Raw genomic sequence first — 17,681 nt, 5'->3', positions numbered from 1 at the left:
CACACTAATTCCGTATATTTCACGCCGTAATAAAATCAAAATCACAAAGAAAGGATCCCTTATGAAGTTTTATAAATCCCTCTTGGTACTTTCTGTCGGTGCTGCGCTAGCTGGATGTGGCTCAGACAGCGACAACTCTCCAGTTACCTGTGAGACCGCAGACTCTTGTACTAAATTTACTGTTCTTCATACCAACGATAACCACGGTCGCTTTTGGCACAACAGCGACGGCGAGTACGGTATGGCAGCACGTAAAACACTTATCGAATCTATTCGTGCAGAAGTTGCTGAAAACGGTGGTGAGTCAATTCTGCTGTCTGGCGGTGACATCAACACAGGTGTACCAGAGTCAGACATGCAAGATGCCGTGCCAGACTTCGTAGGTATGAACCTTATTGGTTACGATGCAATGGCTGTCGGTAACCACGAATTTGATAACTCTCTAGACGTATTAGACATGCAGGCGGAGCTTGCTGACTTCCCGATGCTAGCTGCAAACATCTACAAGAAAGATGCAGACGGCAAAGTAACTGATGAACGTTACTTCGACCCTTACAAAGTATTCACGGTTAACGGTCTTAAAGTGGCGGTTATCGGTCTTACAACGAAAGATACTGCAAAACTGGTAAACCCAGACAATGTTGCTGATATCTACTTCGAAGATCCACAAGTTGAAATCCAAAAAGTACTTGCAGAAATCGAAGCAAACGAGAAAGTTGACCTAGTGTTCGCTACAACACACATGGGCCACTACCAAGATGGTCAACACGGCAGCGAAGCACCTGGCGATGTTCTACTTGCACGTTCTCTTGAAGAAGGTGAGCTGGACGCAATCATTGGTGGTCACTCTCAAAACCCAGTATGTATGGAACCTGGCACAAACAACTACGCTGACTTCAAACCAGGTGATGACTGTGCTCCAGACCAACAAAACGGTACTTACATCATGCAAGCGCATGAGTGGGGTAAATACGTAGGTCGTGCAGACTTCGAATTTTACGACGGTAAACTGCACCTAGCTAAGTACGCACTAATCCCTGTAAACCTTCTTGATGACAACGATGAAGTGATCGGTGAGTACATCAAGCACGATGCAACAGTGAAGTCGATCCTTCTTCCTTACCAACAACAAGGTCAAGACTTGTTGGATGTTAAAGTGTCAGAAACTGACGGCAAACTTGAAGGCGACCGTGGCGTAGTTCGTTCAGAGCAAACTAACCTTGGCCACCTATTGGGTGAGGCATACCGCACTTATGAGCTAGTTAACGCTGACTTTGGTGTAATGAACTCAGGTGGTGTGCGTGACTCAATCCAGAAAGGCGATATCGCTTACCGCGATGTACTAACCGTACAACCTTTCGGTAACTTCGTAACCAAAGCAACGATGACCGGCCAAGAAGTTAAAGATTACCTAGACGTAGTTGCTACGAAATCTGCGGGCTCTGGTGCTTACGCTCAACTAGACAACATCACGCTATCTGTTGATTGTGACGCAAGCGATGTCACTATCACAGACATCAACGGTAAGGGCTTCAACCTAGCGGATACTTACACGTTCTCAGTGATCAGCTTCAGCGCGGCTGGCGGTGATGATTACCCAGTGATCGATGTTGAATCAACTCAAATGACAGATGCTTCTGTACTGCGTGAGTTCTTCGTTAAAAACCCTCAGATCTCTGCGGCAGACTTTGACAAGAATCTAGGCAATATCGAGTACTTCAGCAACGGTCAAGCTGTGAAAGGTTGTCCTGCTTCAGGTAGCTAAGCTACTAAGACCTTGTCTACACTTAGATGTTGACAGCTATTCGGTTGCATAACAATCGAAACAAAAGCGTGTCAGACTGACTCTAAGACCAACCGGAGCCCAAGTGGCTCCGGTTTTTTTATTGGTGCTAAATCCCTGAAAAAGCAGCCCCTTCATAAATCGTTCAAAAAATGTTCATTTGTATTATTGACGCCCATGTGCGGGGCTTCTATGTTTGATAAGGTCTTTCAAATAAGCAGATTCATTGACTAACTTTCGCGATTCATTTTTATTCGCGCAGCTAATGATTCTGAGAAAGATTTGAATGGCGTTACAAACACTGCTCTCAAACAATTTGTCTTTAGGACTTCAAACGACGGCATTGTGTCTCCACGTGCACGCCAATGAGCAGCGATCTGGACGTCAATGTGTTCAAACTGCTGCCATCGAGTTCTGGAGGTCAAAAATGAAACGAGCCAGCAACAGCTACAGACTGCAACTGATTAAAGAAGTGGTAACTCGCAGAGAACGTGAAGCATGTACTGATCCCATGGCAAACTATATTCATCAACTGATGGATGAACTGCCAACCAGTCGATTAGAGGTGGAGCAAAACCACCGCTTTGCCGGAAGCCACTTTGACGAACAAGCAGGAGGCTGGGTCAGTGACCAATGGTCAATGAAATAACGCCAACCACTTTTTCAGAGGTGGAAAATGGATAGGAGCTTCCCGGCTCTTATGGATAAGTATCTCAGACTGGGCCGGGAATAGTTGAATCCCACTATCAACTAAAACAAGTCTTGCTGCGGTGATGATCCATCCTGTAGCGATTCTGCTTTTGCCTTCCCTGCCAATACCTTTCTTCTATAGCGTTGACGACATAGCTTGATCACGTGTAACTGTTGTGCAGGGGTAAAGCTTAGCCAATTAAACCGCTCTTCTCTCTTACGCATGCATCCCTTGCAATACCCTTTTTCGTCGGAAGTGCAAATTCCAACGCAAGGACTTGGGACGGTAAAAAACTCCAGTTGCTCCATGCTCAAACCGTTCTATCGTTAGCTTGTTTAAATCCAATACGTTAATAGTCGAATAACTGTAAGAAATTTCTAAGTTTTCGGTGAATATCAATACCGATAATGGGATCTCTGTTATAAAATACGCTGTGTTTAAAAACATACGAAACCATAACCGTATGCTGACAAAAACAGTGTTTTATTACCTATACTTACCACGTTTTCTAAAAACGGAGTCAATAAAATGAAGCTTAGCCTAAAAACGTTAGTAGCAGCAATCTCACTTCCAGTTCTGATGACTGCATGCGCTAGCAACGGTGATAATGTGAAAGAAATTACGGCTCAAGATCTACAGCACCATAACTGGGAGCTGGTTCAAATCGATGGCAAAAACATTGCATCGGAAGAACAAAAGAAAGCCCCTCGCTTAGAAATTGGTGAAAACCTAACAGCGAACGGCAACGCAGGTTGTAACAACTTCTTCGGTCAAGCAGAACTGAAAGACAACCAACTGCGCATTGAGAAAATGGGTATGACCATGATGATGTGCGTAGGCGATCAAATGAAGATTGAAAAAGTAATGTCTGAAACGCTTTCTGATTGGAGCGACGTTACTCTGACTAACGACGGTCTAGTACTGAAAAACGCAGATCACGAACTAACGTTCACACTGCGTGACTGGGTAAACTAATCCCATATTCAGTTTCTAAGACAATACGTCGCTGAAATGATGAGTCTCTAAAAAAGCAGCCATTGGCTGCTTTTTTTGTTTCTAATGTCCGACAGATTGCTTCGCAAGCTTTTCAGGATCGTCATACACCGCATGACGGTCAATCATATCCAATGTGGCTTCGTTCATGCCTCTCACCGCGACAATCGCCCCTCCTTTTCGGAACTTCATGATGGCTTTATCAAGCGCAGATATTGCCGTGATATCCCAGAAATGCGCATCCGATAAATCAATCGTGATGTACTTAGTGGCATTACCGAAGTCAAACATATCCGTAAAGCTATACGCAGAAGCAAAGAAGATTTGCCCATGCACTTTATGAATGGTGTGGTCGTTATCTATGATCACCTCATCCGACACTTTCATTAGGGTTCGACTCTGGTTCACATAAAACACACACGCCAATAGCACTCCGACTAACACACCTATTGCTAAGTTATGCGTCGCAACAACCGCAATCACGGTTGAAACCATCACAAGGTTTGTGGACAGACTGTGCTTACGCATTTCGGCAATCGAATTCCATGAAAATGTGCTGATAGAAACCATGATCATCACCGCTACCAACGCGGCCATCGGGATCTGTTTAAGGTAGTCACCCAAAAACACCACCATGATAAGTAGAAACACACCAGCGCATAACGTAGACAACCGCGTACGTCCACCAGACTGAATATTGATCATTGATTGGCCGATCATAGCGCAACCCGCCATACCACCAAACAACGACGAGACCATATTCGCAATCCCTTGTCCTTTACACTCATCATTATTTTCACTTTCCGTGTCTGTCAGCTCATCCACGATGGAAGCTGTCATCAATGACTCCAGCACACCAACAACAGAGAGTGCTAGTGAATAAGGGAAAATGATTTGGAGTGTTTCAAGGTTAAAAGGAATATCTGGGATCATAAAAACAGGGAGTGAATCAGGTAACTCTCCCATATCGCCTACTGTCCGAATATCAATATTGAACATTAGGGCAATCACAGTCACTGCGACGATACACACTAAAGGTGAAGGTAGCATTTTTCCTATTTTCGGAACATAAGGAAACATGTAGATGATGGCCAACCCTAATCCTGTCAGTGCGTAAACAGGCCAAGAAACATTGGTTAGTTCAGGCAGCTGCGCCATAAAAATTAAGATAGCCAACGCGTTTACAAACCCGGTCATGATCGACTTTGAGACGAAACGCATTAAATCCCCTAGCCTCAAATAACCGATCAACAGTTGAAGTACGCCAGCGAAAAATGAAGCGGCCAACAGATACTGTAAACCATGGTCTTTGACTAAGGTTGTCATCAACAGCGCCATTGCGCCCGTAGCCGCGGAAATCATTCCGGACCTTGAGCCTGTAAACGCAATCACGACACAGATGGAAAACGAGGCATAAAGACCAACTTTAGGGTCTAATCCTGCGATAATAGAGAATGCAATAGCTTCTGGTATCAGTGCCAGCGCTACAACAACTCCTGATAAACAATCTCCTTTAACATTGTTGAACCAAGTATCTTTTGTAAATTTAAACATAAATCTCTCATAAACGTATTGCCTTAGTTGGTGCATTGCGCACGGTGAAGGGAGTGATGCAAACGCATCTGAGAGATCGTTCTAAGGCGGACTAATGAGCAAAAAGCACCTTCCTTTTCCTATTGATGGACCAAAAAATGAGGACAAACAACGAGAGTGCCCCCAAAAGAAGTGTGCTTTATATCACTATAAAAATCTAAATTGTAATAAATTCTTACAAAACAAAGTCAACAGTCCTACAAAGAGCCACAAAAAAACGCCTCACAAAGGAAGCGTTCTTATCATCTCTATGCCTTATAGGATAAGGGATTATCGTAACAACCGTTTTTAGAATGACTGCTGAGAGTACCTTTCTCCATCAAAGCCACTTAATTGCTCATAAGCTTTGGAAAGAATCGCAATACCGATAATCGTCACCAAGAAACTCAACAGACTCATTAAGAAAGGAAGCTGTAAAAACGCAAGTGGTGACATAGCCAAACCAAACAGAAGCGGCACTATAATCACAACGCTCATCATGTACCAAGTATGGCCTTTGGTAAGGTTCCAAGCGTAAGGGAAAGAAACACCTTTACCAATCGCGATGGCTGGAAAAACCAAGACTAATCGACAACACACCACGCTTAACGCTAATAATGCGATAGCTGCAAGGACAAGATTAATCATCGCGAAAATCGCAGCCACTGCGACCACCGCCACCGTCATGGCTAAGTAGTGGCCGATAAACCACATTTCGATTTTTCCAAACGTGAAACGTCCCCACTGAGGCACAGACTGAGGGCCTTTCAAAATGATGCTGTGAACGTTGATTGCAACGATTGCAGATAAAAGAGCCATCAAGATCTGAACAAGAATAGGAGCGACATCCCCTTGCGCTGAGTTCAAAACAAGATCCAGCATAAGAGAAAGGAGAATGGGTAACGCCGTTGCTTTCGCAATAGCCTGTTTATTTGCACTCAATGATGAAAAAGCGCTTTTAACGGTATCGACAAACATAGTTGGATTCTAATTAAGAGTAAGGTTTATTCTGGTTACTGATGTTATCTTCCAGATACTAAATGAGCAAACCTTTCCCTAATTATCATTGAGTTACCGTATTTACTTCGACCTAGATAGGTTCATTTATCCACAATTATGCGCTTTGTTCACCGAATACGGCTTTGTTAGATTAAATGTCCAACTTTACGAATCAGTACAGCAAGGCTTTCCGCTTCGAGTTTCTTCATCACGTTGGAACGGTGTACTTCAATCGTTCGTAAGGAGACACACAACAAGTCCGCCATCTCTTGGTTTTTCATCCCTTTAACCACCAAGCCAAGCACTTCTCTTTCACGCTTAGTAAGATTCTGTAGAACTTGTTTTGCACCGAGCTTTTCACAGTTTTTGATCGACTGTTCCATAGCATCTTCAATCGCTAACACCAACGCATTGCCATCAACCGGCTTTTGGAAAAAATCGAGCGCACCATCTTTTAGCGCATCTACCGCCATAGGGATATCGCCGTGCCCAGTAAGATAGATAACACTGATTGGGCTAAATTTCTCATTCATGATTTGATGAACATCTTGCCCTCGCATCTCTGGCATACGACTATCGAGTAGCACACACCCTGCTGACGGTAAATCGGCTTCTTTCAGAAAATCTGGGCCACTACAGAACGCCTGAACCTCATAGCCATAGCTTTCTAACATGAACGCCATCGACTCTAATACGGGTTCTTCATCATCGACGATATAAAGGGGACAGAGGTTACGACTCATGACAAGTCTCCTGATACGGTAAAATAATGGTCACTTGGCAGCCAGTAGGCTCTATTGACCGAAAACGAATACTGCCTTGATGGGCATCGATAACATCACGACAAATCGCGAGTCCTAGTCCTAGGCCATTTTCTTTGGTGGTGTAGAAGGCTTGATCCAGCGGAATATCTTGTTCTTCGATGCCAATACCGTTGTCCATGACATCTATGATGACCATTTCGTCACAAAAGCTTATGTGCAGGTCAACGTAGAGCTCCTTTCGCTTTGGCTCGTGACTCAAACACGCATCTTTTGCGTTGTTTAAGACGTTAAGGATGACTTGCTGCAACCCCGTTACGTCTGCAAAAATGGGTTGTACTTCACCTGAATACATCACCCCTAATTGAATGCGATGGCGTTGAAATTCATAATCCACCAGCTTCATTGACTCTTCGATGAGACTTGGAAGGTCAATCCAGTTTTTTTCAATCGGAGTACGATGAATCAAGCTTCGTAAACGTTGAATGATGTCACTGGCAGAAGTCACTTGTTGCTGAATCTTATCCAAAATAGGCAACATCTCTTCGGGTGTTGTCCCTCGTTCCATGCGGACTTTCGCCCCTTGGCTGTAGTTCTTAATCGCAGCTAACGGCTGGTTAATCTCATGAGCAATGCTGCTGCCAAGTTCCCCAACAATAGTGATCCGCTGTGCGTGTTCAAGCATGCTGCTTTTGCGTCGTAAGTTATTCATGGTGGATTTTAGTTTTTCTTGGCTGCGTTGAAACTTCCATTCCAACCAAAAGTGGTAACCCGTCATAAGCAATAAGGTCAACAAAGATGCCATCGCTATCGCTTGGTTCTTACCCAACCATTCTTTGGCCTTTTGTCCCCATGATTTCTGCAAAGGATGCATATCCAAATGCTTGTAAACTTTATCTACATTGATACTCGGCGCAGGCAACATCCAACCTACATTATTCGCCGCTATTGCCGCAGGGTGCTCAGCAGGCATCGCAAATAGTGTTTGTGCGACCATTTGCCCGACATCAAAAGGCGTGCGTTCAGTCATTGCCATGGTCCAGTTTGGATAAAGAGGTGTACTGACTGCACAAATTGAATCGGCCGGACGCTTTTCGTTAAGTACTCTTAAACTATGCAGCTGGATACTGCCCTCTTTCGCCATATTTTCCAACGTACAAGCAGGAACGATCGCCACATCCAGATCATTTTTGATCACATCCAAAATCAATTGATCCGTTGGTGGACCAGTGAAATGGATTTTTTCAAAGAATGAAGAGTTGAAGTAACCCAACTTATCCAACTCATAACGCAGGGCAAGAAAACCACCAAAGGCTTTTTCAGACACAGCAGCGACATTGGCTTTATTGATGTCTCTAAGTGTTTTAAAGGGTGATTCTTCACGTACCACCACCACCGAAGCAATCGACTTATTTGGCAAGTCGCTGTAAGCGGTTTTTTGTGTGGCTAACCAATTAATAGGGTATTCACGAGCAAGCTTGGTCGCCTGCCCCGGGCTGGTCAAAATGAAGTCGAGCCAACCGTGCAGAAATGCGTCTTCCAGTTGGTCGAAATCGTAAGTATGTAAATTGAATTTGTATCCAGGGTTTTGCACCTCTAACCAATCCAAAGTCGGTTGCCAAGCTTCACGCGCATGGGCGTGTCCGCGCAGTGCTAAAACACCAACATCATAGTCTGTTCTGTGTGCATTTTGTTCACTAGCAAACACAAAAGAGGTAAAGAAAAAGAAGAGAGCACAAATGAAAAGAGTTAACTTTTGAGAATAATTATCAATCACTTACGAGATACTACCAAAACACCGTTGTGGCACATTTTAGCACCACTCCCCCCTACTACTTTGTTGCTTTAGATCAATCCCACATCATTATTGTGGGAAACCACAATATCGCCATTTAAACGTTTTCCTCAGAATACCTTACCCATAAAGGGGTAGAGGCACTTTACCTATTTCACACAATGAACATCTCTAACGAACAAAAAACGTTCATGTCGGCCTTTCCCCTTCAAAAGCATTCTAACTGTCGAAAAATCGAAGTTTCGGCACAAAAACTTTAAATTAAAATATGGAAGCAACTCATGAAAAAATCGACGATTGCGTTGGGTGTGTTGGCGGCTGTCGCAGCTGTTGGCTACTCAGCTTACAATACGATGTTCTCAGCAGAGGCCGTAACAGTGGATGCCGCTGCTCAAGAGCAGAAATTCACACAATACGCTCACCCAGAGCATTTCATTTCATCACAGCAACTGAAATCGTTAATGGACAGTGATAAAGACGTGGTTGTGATCGGCGCGTTAAACCCTATCAAACCAGATAGTCCTATCTCTGGTTCTTACACTATGTGGCGTAACGATTACTCTGCGGCTGAAAGCGTTTACGATTTCGGCGGTATGAGCAACAGCACGGAAGAGATGGAAACCATCTTAGGTAGCTTCGGCGCATCAACGGACAGCACAATCGTGGTTTACGCGGCAGGCTCTCACCACGATGCTGCGCGCCTTTACTGGCAAATCCATAACCTTGGTCACCAAGACGTTCGTTACCTAGACGGTGGCTTAAACGCTTGGATGGGCGCAGGTTTCCCAACTGGCTCTGCAAATCAAAGCGTTGCAGCGGTTGAATACAAATCTCCGAACACGAAACAAGACAACAATACGCTAGCAACGTTAGATATGGTTATCGAAGCGCAAAACAGCTCTGATTGGGTGATCCTAGATACGCGTGGTAACGACGAATTTAGCGGCGAAGTAGCGGTTTCTGGTGCATTTGGTCCAGGCACCATTCCAAACAGTGTTCACATCAACTGGACAAAAGCACTAAACGAAGACACGACTCTTAAATCAGCAGAAGAGCTGCAAGCCCTTTACGGCAACATCATCAAAGGAAAGAAAGTGATCGCTTACTGCCAATCTGGTGTTCGTTCTGCCCACACAACCATGATTCTTACTGAAGTATTAGGTGCAGAAGGCGTCTACAACTACGACGGCTCATGGATCGAGTACAGCCATGCTCACTACGAGCAGAAGAATCCTGAAGTGAACGTTATCAACGGCAAGAGCTAATAAACACGGAAACCGCAGTTAATGAACAATGTAATTTTTAGCCAAAAGCTATTCGACACCGCTCAAACTATCGTCGATGGCTGTATGGGGGATGCCGATCCGGCATGTCAAACCGCATGTCCAATGCACACAGACGTAAAACAATACGTTCGCATGGCAGGCGAAGGTGATTTCCAAGGCGCTTTGGATCTGATCCGCAGCAAACTATTCCTACCTCAAACGCTTGGCCGCATCTGTGCACACCCTTGTGAAGCTTCTTGTCGTCGTAATACTGAGTTCGGTCAGCCGATCAGCGTTGCAGGCATCAAGCGTTTTGTTGCAGAAAAACTGGATAACCAAGATCACTGGGATCTCAACATTGCTCCCCTAACCAACAAACACATCGCGATCGTTGGTGCAGGCCCAGCTGGTGCGCAAGCGGCTATTGAGCTTCGTCGTCAAGGCCACGAAGTAACGATTTACGAAAAGCTAGACGTATACGGCGGCATGATGCGTGTGGGTATCCCTGAATACCGTCTACCACGCGACGTTATCGACTTCGAATACAGCTACTTAGCAATGCTAGGTGTGACGACTCGTTTCGGTGTTGAAATCGGCAAAGACATCAGCTTCGATACTCTACGTAGCGAACACGATGCTGTGATTCTAGCTCACGGTGCACACGTAGGCTCTATCATTCCGCTACCAGGTCATGACAACGATGGCGTGTTCTCTGCGGTTGAATACTTGAAAGAGATTTCTGAAACTCGCCAATTCCCACGTGCAGGTAAACGCGTGATGGTTATCGGTGGTGGTGACGTTGCGATGGACTGTGCGCGTTCTTCATGGCGTATCGGTGCAAGCGACGTTTACCAATGTTCGCTTGAGAGCCTAGAGAATCTACCTGCAAGCCAAATCGAAATCGACGAGTCACTAGAAGAAGGCGTCGAGTTCAACGCAGGTTGGGGCCCAGTCGCTATTGAACATGAGAACGGCAAAGTTACAGGCATTACGATCAAGAAAGTACTTTCTATCTTCGACGAGCAAGGCAACTTTGCGCCTCAGTACAGCGAAGAAAGCAAAACTATCTCTGTGGATACGGTTGTTTTCGCTACGGGTCAAGTTGTGGCTGACATCACTGGTGGCGCACTAGAACAAACTCGCGGCGGCCGTTACGTAGTCGATAAACAAACACTAGCTTCTAGCCTTGAAGACGTCTTCGTAGCCGGTGACGCGTGTGGCGGTAACATCGTGATTGAAGCGATGGCATTAGGTCGCAAAGCTGCAATGAGTGTTGAGCGCTTCCTAACGACTCGCCCACTGACTGAAGGTCGCGACTTCGAGCAAGAATACAGCTACTCATCTCGTCTAGACGTGCCACTACCAAAAGGTACGGTAGATACCCCTCGCCTACACGGTGAATTGCGTAACGCGGAAGAGCGTAAACAAGATTTTGCACAAGTGGATTTAGGCTTTACTGAAGCTCAAATCAAACAAGAAGCATCTCGCTGTCTGCAATGTAGCTGCAAGCTATGTATGACCGAGTGCATCATGATGAATGACTTCAGTGACTGTCCGAAGACCATCTTCTCTGACTTTGTGAACAACAAGTCAATGGACCCATTGATGGCTTACTCATGTAACGCCTGTGACCAGTGCACCATCGTATGTCCGAAAGACTTCCCAATGAAGGAAATGTTCCTAGGCGCACGTGCTGACTTTGTTAAGGCAAACAATGGTGAATCACCAATGCCGGGTCACAAAGCAATCAACATGCACCAGAAGCTTGGCTTCTCAAAAATCTTCACTATGGCAAAACGAGCGGTATCGACAAAATGAGTAATAAAGTATTTATGCCAGGATGCAGCTTGCCATCCTACTCACCAGAAGGCGTAGCAGCAATTGCGAGCTACTTAAAAGAAGTGTACCCAGACATGGGCGCAGTGCAGAAGTGTTGTGGTAAACCAACCGCTGCTATCGGTCAGACTGAGAAGTTCAAAGAGCGTTACGGCCAGCTTCAAGCGGACTTCGATAAGCTAGACGCACAAGAAGTCATTGTGGCGTGTCAAAGCTGCTACGGCATGATCAAGAAATCTGGCGGCACACAAAAGCCGGTTTCATTGTGGAAACTGCTTCCAGAAATCGGTCTGCCAGAAGCGCTACGCGGTAAAGCGAAAAACAGTGACGTGGTATTCACCATTCACGACTCTTGCTCTACTCGCTACGAAAAAGAACTGCAAGACGGTATCCGCTGGATCTTGAACGAGCTTGGCTACAAAACTTCAGAACCAGAACACACACGTGAAAACACGCGCTGCTGTGGCTTTGGCGGCATGGTAGTGCCAGCAAACCCAGACGTCGCAACACGCGTAATCAAACGCCGTGTGGAAGAGTTTGAGACAGACTACGTTGTGGTTTACTGCTCGGCTTGTCGTGCATCCATGATGGGTGTAGGTACGAAATCTTGGCACATTCTGGATCTCATGTTCGGCCCTGTGATCATGCAAGGTGATGAGCCGCCAGTAAACGTACTTGCTAGCCCTGTGAAAGCTTGGTTCAACCGCTACAAATCGAAAGCAGGCCTAATCAAGTGTATGTCTGTGTAGCTAAGTCTCTGTAGCTACGTTTTTGTAGCTACATCTTTTTAATTATTAGGTTTAAGTGAAGTTGAACTTATGAAATTCGTAAAAATTGCTCTTATTGTTGCTGTTATCGCTCTCGCTCTATTTGCAGCAAAACAAACTGGCATCCTTGAAATCATCACTGACATCAAGAGCCTACAAGATTGGATCGCAAGCTTTGGCGTTTGGGGTTACGCAGTATTCGTAGCAGCATTCGTGTTTGCGTGTGTTTTCCTACTACCAGGCAGTGCATTCACTATCGTGGCAGGCATCGTATTTGGCCCTATCAAAGGTGGCGTTTTAGCGCTATTTTCTGCAACGCTTGGCGCGGTGGCGGCATTCATTGTGGCACGCTTCCTACTGCGTAACACCATCATGAAGAAGTTTGGCGATAACCCAATCTTCAAGAAAATCGACGATGGCGTAGCAGCAAACGGTACAAGCTTCTTGATCCTAACGCGTCTCGTACCTGTATTCCCATTCAGCCTACAGAACTACGCTTACGGTCTAACTAGCCTAAACCTTGGCACTTACGCTCTGGTTTCTCTACTAACGATGGCACCAGGTGCATTCATCTTCGCTTACATGGCGGGGGATATTGCAACAAACGGTGTGTCCGCAATGCTGCTAGTGAAGTTTGCGGTTGCAGGTCTTATCCTGTTTGGCATGTCTCTGATTCCTAAATACATCGCGAAGAAAAAAGGCATCAACATGGAAGAATTAGCGAAGTAATCCGGTCTATCCATTATTGACGCCAAAAGAGTGCGACTTATCGGGAGTTGCACTCTTTTCATTCATACCAGCTTGGTCATATTTTATGCCCCTATTGCTCACGTTTAAGGCCAAAGATAAATGTTGATCGGTATGACCTCACAAGGCGAGTAATTCTCTGAATCTATTGTCAAATTCGCGTTGATAATAAAGCAAGATAGATTACTATCCATCTAGAGGGAACGGAGCATTCAGTTGATGAATAGCCCTATGTTGAGTGCCGAAAATAAACGGTTGCCACTTCATAGCGAAACAAAGCTCCAAAATGAAAACAAAGATAAAAACACGGATTACGTATGAAAAAGCTACTTAGCACCATTGGCATTTTAACCGCCACTTTTGCCACCTCTTCCTATGCCTCTTCTAACACAGAAGAATGGCAAAAAATCGAACAACAAGCCGACGGTCAGACTGTTTATTTCCATGCTTGGGGTGGTAGCCAAGAGATCAACCGCTATATCCAATGGGCAGGCAAAGAGCTTAAATCTCGCTACAACGTGACGCTTAACCACGTAAAAGTCACCGACATTTCTGAAACCACCACTCGCCTTATCGCAGAAAAAGCTGCAGGTAAAAACAGCGGTGGCAGTGTGGATATGGTTTGGATTAATGGTGAAAACTTTAAATCAATGAAAGACAACCAACTGCTGTTTGGTCCTTTTGTTGACGGTCTACCAAGTTGGCAATATGTCGACAAAACACTACCAGTAGATGTTGATTTTTCAGAACCAACTGATGGCCTTGAAGCGCCATGGGGTGTCGGTCAACTTGTTTTTATCTACGATGAAGAGACGCTCAACAACCCACCAAGCTCGTACGCAGAAATGCTAAGTTACGCAAAAGCGTTTCCTAACCGCCTTACTTACCCTCGCCCACCAGAGTTCCATGGCACTAGCTTCATTAAATCTCTACTCATTGAGTTAAGTAACAACGATCCTGCACTGCAAAAACCAGTGACCGACGAAGCATTCAAAACCGTTACGCCGCCTCTATGGGCTTACTTAGATGAATTCCACACTGTTGCATGGCGCGGCGGTAAACAGTTCCCTGGCGGAACAGCAGAAACCGTACAGCTGTTAGATGATGGTCAGATTGACCTAGCTGTCACGTTCAACCCGAACGCGGTTTTCTCAGCACAATCAAGCGGCAACCTAGCAGAAAGCACCAAAGCATACGCGATGGACGCAGGTGCGCTTTCGAACATCCATTTCTTAGCGATTCCTTGGAACGCAAACGCCAGTGCAGGCGCGCAAGTTGCTATAAACTTTTTATTAAGCCCTGAAGCACAATCTCGCAAAGGTGACATCAACATCTGGGGTGATCCTTCAGTGCTAAGCAGCCAGTACCTAACCGGCACGGCTAAGAATACTCAACAGTTCAAATCTATCGCGGAGCCACATCCAAGCTGGCAAGCAGCGTTAGAAAAAGAATGGCTCAAACGCTACGGAAATTAATACACACCCATGTTAAGAGCGCTGTATCTAGTTATTATCGCAGTTTGTATATTACCAACCATCCCGGGGCTACTCGGGGTGGTGGTGTCTGCGCTCGGCTATGTCCCACCTATCGGTTTACACCACTTTTCACTGGATGGCTTTCATGCTGTGTTTGACTGGGAAGGTGTGTGGACGTCGATTGGACTGACTTTCTATTCCGCCATTTTCAGCAGCTACCTTGCTTGTTTGATCACTTTCGCGATTCTTCAAGCCTCATGGGGCAGCAAGTTCTGGCGCAAGATTGAAATGAGTCTTTCCCCTCTTCTTGCTATGCCGCATGTCGCGTTTGCTATAGGCTTCGCTTTTCTATTCGCACCAACAGGCATGGGCGTTCGTGTACTCAACCAAATGTTTGGTTACGATCCAAATGCGCAAACGGTGAATGACTTAGCGTTGTTGATTAAAGACCCACACGCACTGGGTTTGATCGTCATGCTTGCTATTAAAGAAGTGCCGTTTTTATTGTTGATGAGCATTCCTATTCTTCAGCAATTAAAAGTTGAGAAGATTGAAAAAGTCAGCCATTCGATGGGTTACAGTTCCGCGCAAGCATGGTGGAAATGCGTTTTGCCACAATGGTTAGCGAAGCTGCGTTTCCCAATGTTGGCCGTTCTGGCTTACAGCTTGTCGGTTGTTGATGTGGCGCTAATTATCGGTCCAACCAACCCTCCTACGTTTGCAGTGTTGGTATGGCAGTGGTTTAACGACCCTGATTTGTCACTCCTACCAAGAGCAGCGGCAGGTGCGGTGGTGCTATTTGCTATTGCAAGCCTTTTGATTGGTTTTGCACGACTCGTCGAGTGGAGCGTGACCAAAGGCTTTAAACGCTGGCAATACTCCGGCCGTAGCGGCTTCCGCTTACCGGGTAAGACATTGTTCTCTATGATTGCCCTACTCGCACTGTTAATGGTGCCCTTAATGGTGGTGTGGAGCTTTGCACAGCGCTGGCGTTTCCCTGACTTATTACCAAGCCGCTATAGCTTACGTTTTTGGGAGTACGAGTGGCAAAGCATTCTTGGCACGCTAGAACAAAGCATGTTGATTGCAGTTATCAGTGCATCTGTTGCCCTTGTATTGGCGCTGATCGCTCATGAGTACCGCCTACGATACCGTTGGCAGGTGCCGGGGTACATCATCGCTGTACCTATGTTGATCCCACAGCTTTCTGTGCTGTTTGGTATGCAAGTCGCCACTCTGTATCTCGACAGCAATGCGTATTTCTTCTGGGTATGCTGGGCACATGTCTTCTTCGCTTTCCCATTCGTTTACCTGTCATTGGATGGGCCTTGGCGCAGCTTCGACAACGGTTTGACTCGTGTCGCTCTTAGCCTTGGTAAATCACCAATGCAAGCTTGGTTGAAAGTGAAATTGCCGATTCTTCTGCCTGCCATTGCCTTTGCTTGGGCAGTGGGAATTAGTGTGAGCTTGGCGCAATACCTACCAACACTCGTGCTGGGTGCAGGTCGCATCAGCACAATAACAACAGAAGCGGTAGCCCTCTCAAGTGGCTTCGACCGTCGTGTCACCGCGATTTATGCAATTTGGCAAGCGCTCTTGCCGTTAATGTTCTTCTCTTTTGCGATTCTACTTAGTCGTTTACACGTTAAGTATCGCCGGTTGTCTATTAAAGGTTTACTACCGAATGAGTCTTTGTCTCGAAAACCTCGCCATCCGTAAAACCAATGGCGACACACTTTTCTCTGCGTTCAACATGACCGTAAAGAAAGGTGAAATTGTTACCCTGATGGGCCCAAGCGGCTGCGGAAAATCCACCTTGTTGGATGCGATTGCTGGTCACCTGTCTTCCGAGTTCGACTATTCAGGCTCAATCACGCTCGATAACGAAAAGCTGGATGCTTTACCTGCGCACAAACGTCAGGTGGGTATCCTATTCCAAGATGACTTGCTCTTCCCGCACCTCACCGTGTGGGAGAATCTGGCCTTCGCGCTACCCGATTCAATCAAAGGCGCAGAGCGCAAAGAGCGTGCGATGCAGGCTTTGAAGCACATCTCCTTAACTAAACTTGCAGAGTCTTTCCCTGATCAAATCTCAGGCGGCCAGCGCGCGCGTATTGCTCTCACCCGCATGTTATTGGCAAAACCGAAAGTTGCCCTACTCGATGAGCCATACAGCAAGCTAGATAAAGATCTGCGCGTACAGTTTCGCAATTGGGTTGTGGAGCAGCTTCAACAAGCTAACATTCCTGCTTTAATGGTGACGCACGATGAAGACGATATACCTGAGGGCAGTCGCTGCCTAAACTGGCCTTGGGAGACAAGCCATGCTTGATAGCCTGAGTATCAAAATCATTAAGTGGCCATTGGCACAGAGCGCAAAACTCATTGATAAATGTGGCGTGACGGCTAACCAAACCACCTTGTTTGGCTTCGCCCTTGGCTGTTTTGCCTTACCTGCATTGATGGCAGAGCAATACACGCTTGCATTAGCGTTTATTCTGCTGAATCGCATCTGTGATGGATTGGATGGTGCTCTAGCGAGAATTCAAGGCATCACCGATGCGGGCGGCTTCCTTGATATAAGCCTAGACTTCTTGTTTTATTCTCTGATCCCCTTTGGCTTTGTACTAGCAAACCCAGAACAAAACGCTGTCGCGGGCGCGTTCTTGATCTTTTCGTTTATTGGTACAGGAAGCAGCTTCTTAGCATTTGCGATCATGGCGGGTAAACGTGGTATCGATAACCCTGTCTACAAGCACAAATCTCTGTACTACATGAGCGGTCTGACAGAAGGCACAGAGACCATCGGTTGCTTCGTCCTGTTCTGTTTGTTCCCACAACATTTTGCCGTAATTGCCTACATCTTTGGTGCGGCGTGTTGGTTTACTACATTTACGCGTATTTACTCTGGATTTCATACGTTGAAACCGTAAAAACTTAAAGAGAGATTCCTGATTGCGACGAAGGAATGCAGTCGGGAATCTCTTTTCAATCCCC

Annotated in this window: 16 protein-coding genes; 11 read left to right on the top strand and 5 right to left on the bottom strand. The window is 45.8% G+C overall.

Features of this window, described 5'->3' with window-relative positions; translation table 11 throughout:
- Positions 1-61 precede the first annotated feature (61 nt).
- Together ushA and L1076_RS12670 are read left to right on the top strand one after the other, a co-directional pair.
- On the top strand, positions 62-1,765 hold the full coding sequence (gene ushA / locus L1076_RS12675; protein WP_038868741.1) for a bifunctional UDP-sugar hydrolase/5'-nucleotidase UshA: 1,704 nt from the start codon (positions 62-64) through the stop codon (positions 1,763-1,765).
- Between the two features lie 445 nt (positions 1,766-2,210).
- The gene (locus L1076_RS12670; protein WP_038868743.1) at positions 2,211-2,432 is read left to right on the top strand and encodes a hypothetical protein; all 222 of its coding nucleotides are present in this window, start codon (positions 2,211-2,213) and stop codon (positions 2,430-2,432) included.
- A gap of 101 nt (positions 2,433-2,533) precedes the next feature.
- Here the strand turns inward: L1076_RS12670 and L1076_RS12665 are convergent, their stop codons facing one another.
- Entirely contained in the window at positions 2,534-2,782 is a 249-nt protein-coding gene (locus tag L1076_RS12665) for a DUF1289 domain-containing protein (RefSeq protein ID WP_237303716.1), read from the bottom strand.
- Between the two features lie 220 nt (positions 2,783-3,002).
- Between L1076_RS12665 and L1076_RS12660 the strand changes: the two genes are divergently transcribed.
- Positions 3,003-3,449: an META domain-containing protein gene (locus tag L1076_RS12660; protein ID WP_038874586.1), complete on the top strand. Its 447-nt coding sequence runs from the start codon at positions 3,003-3,005 to the stop codon at positions 3,447-3,449.
- Between the two features lie 81 nt (positions 3,450-3,530).
- Here L1076_RS12660 and L1076_RS12655 read toward each other — a convergent pair whose 3' ends face one another.
- The 4 genes from L1076_RS12655 to L1076_RS12640 form a co-directional block, all read right to left on the bottom strand.
- A complete protein-coding gene (locus L1076_RS12655) occupies positions 3,531-5,021 on the bottom strand; it encodes a SulP family inorganic anion transporter (protein WP_042601813.1) in 1,491 nt (496 codons plus the stop codon).
- 327 nt (positions 5,022-5,348) lie between these two features.
- Entirely contained in the window at positions 5,349-6,017 is a 669-nt protein-coding gene (locus tag L1076_RS12650; protein ID WP_042601815.1) for a hypothetical protein, read from the bottom strand.
- A 167-nt stretch (positions 6,018-6,184) separates the two neighbouring features.
- Complete coding sequence (locus L1076_RS12645; protein ID WP_237303715.1) at positions 6,185-6,781, bottom strand: response regulator; 597 nt, start codon at positions 6,779-6,781, stop codon at positions 6,185-6,187.
- Positions 6,771-8,576 carry a PhnD/SsuA/transferrin family substrate-binding protein gene (locus tag L1076_RS12640; protein WP_237303714.1) on the bottom strand — a complete coding sequence of 602 codons (1,806 nt, stop codon included), beginning with the start codon at positions 8,574-8,576 and terminating at the stop codon, positions 6,771-6,773. Before L1076_RS12640 ends, L1076_RS12645 begins: the two co-directional genes overlap by 11 nt.
- Before the next feature lie 299 nt (positions 8,577-8,875).
- Here L1076_RS12640 and L1076_RS12635 point away from each other — a divergent pair, with 299 nt between their 5' ends.
- The 8 genes from L1076_RS12635 to L1076_RS12600 all read left to right on the top strand — a co-directional run bounded on the left by L1076_RS12635 (position 8,876) and on the right by L1076_RS12600 (position 17,617).
- Positions 8,876-9,859: a rhodanese-like domain-containing protein gene (locus L1076_RS12635; protein ID WP_237303713.1), complete on the top strand. Its 984-nt coding sequence runs from the start codon at positions 8,876-8,878 to the stop codon at positions 9,857-9,859.
- A 21-nt stretch (positions 9,860-9,880) separates the two neighbouring features.
- The gene (locus L1076_RS12630; protein ID WP_045419815.1) at positions 9,881-11,677 is read left to right on the top strand and encodes an FAD-dependent oxidoreductase; all 1,797 of its coding nucleotides are present in this window, start codon (positions 9,881-9,883) and stop codon (positions 11,675-11,677) included.
- Positions 11,674-12,444 carry a (Fe-S)-binding protein gene (locus L1076_RS12625; RefSeq protein ID WP_005442306.1) on the top strand — a complete coding sequence of 257 codons (771 nt, stop codon included), beginning with the start codon at positions 11,674-11,676 and terminating at the stop codon, positions 12,442-12,444. The genes L1076_RS12630 and L1076_RS12625 overlap by 4 nt, the downstream gene beginning before the upstream one ends.
- Before the next feature lie 69 nt (positions 12,445-12,513).
- Complete coding sequence (locus L1076_RS12620; protein ID WP_038881392.1) at positions 12,514-13,191, top strand: TVP38/TMEM64 family protein; 678 nt, start codon at positions 12,514-12,516, stop codon at positions 13,189-13,191.
- A 335-nt stretch (positions 13,192-13,526) separates the two neighbouring features.
- Entirely contained in the window at positions 13,527-14,684 is a 1,158-nt protein-coding gene (locus L1076_RS12615; RefSeq protein ID WP_237303712.1) for an ABC transporter substrate-binding protein, read from the top strand.
- A gap of 9 nt (positions 14,685-14,693) precedes the next feature.
- On the top strand, positions 14,694-16,403 hold the full coding sequence (locus tag L1076_RS12610) for a thiamine ABC transporter permease (RefSeq protein ID WP_237303711.1): 1,710 nt from the start codon (positions 14,694-14,696) through the stop codon (positions 16,401-16,403).
- Positions 16,369-17,016: an ATP-binding cassette domain-containing protein gene (locus L1076_RS12605; protein WP_009705796.1), complete on the top strand. Its 648-nt coding sequence runs from the start codon at positions 16,369-16,371 to the stop codon at positions 17,014-17,016. Before L1076_RS12610 ends, L1076_RS12605 begins: the two co-directional genes overlap by 35 nt.
- Positions 17,009-17,617 carry a CDP-alcohol phosphatidyltransferase family protein gene (locus L1076_RS12600; protein WP_005450653.1) on the top strand — a complete coding sequence of 203 codons (609 nt, stop codon included), beginning with the start codon at positions 17,009-17,011 and terminating at the stop codon, positions 17,615-17,617. The genes L1076_RS12605 and L1076_RS12600 overlap by 8 nt, the downstream gene beginning before the upstream one ends.
- Positions 17,618-17,681: the final 64 nt, after the last annotated feature.

It is taken from the genome of Vibrio sp. MMG023 (assembly GCF_021654215.1).
Taxonomy (GTDB): Bacteria; Pseudomonadota; Gammaproteobacteria; order Enterobacterales; family Vibrionaceae; genus Vibrio; species Vibrio jasicida.
The sequence above is the reverse complement of the archived record's forward strand: the minus strand, read 5'-3'. Positions and strand labels throughout refer to the sequence as shown.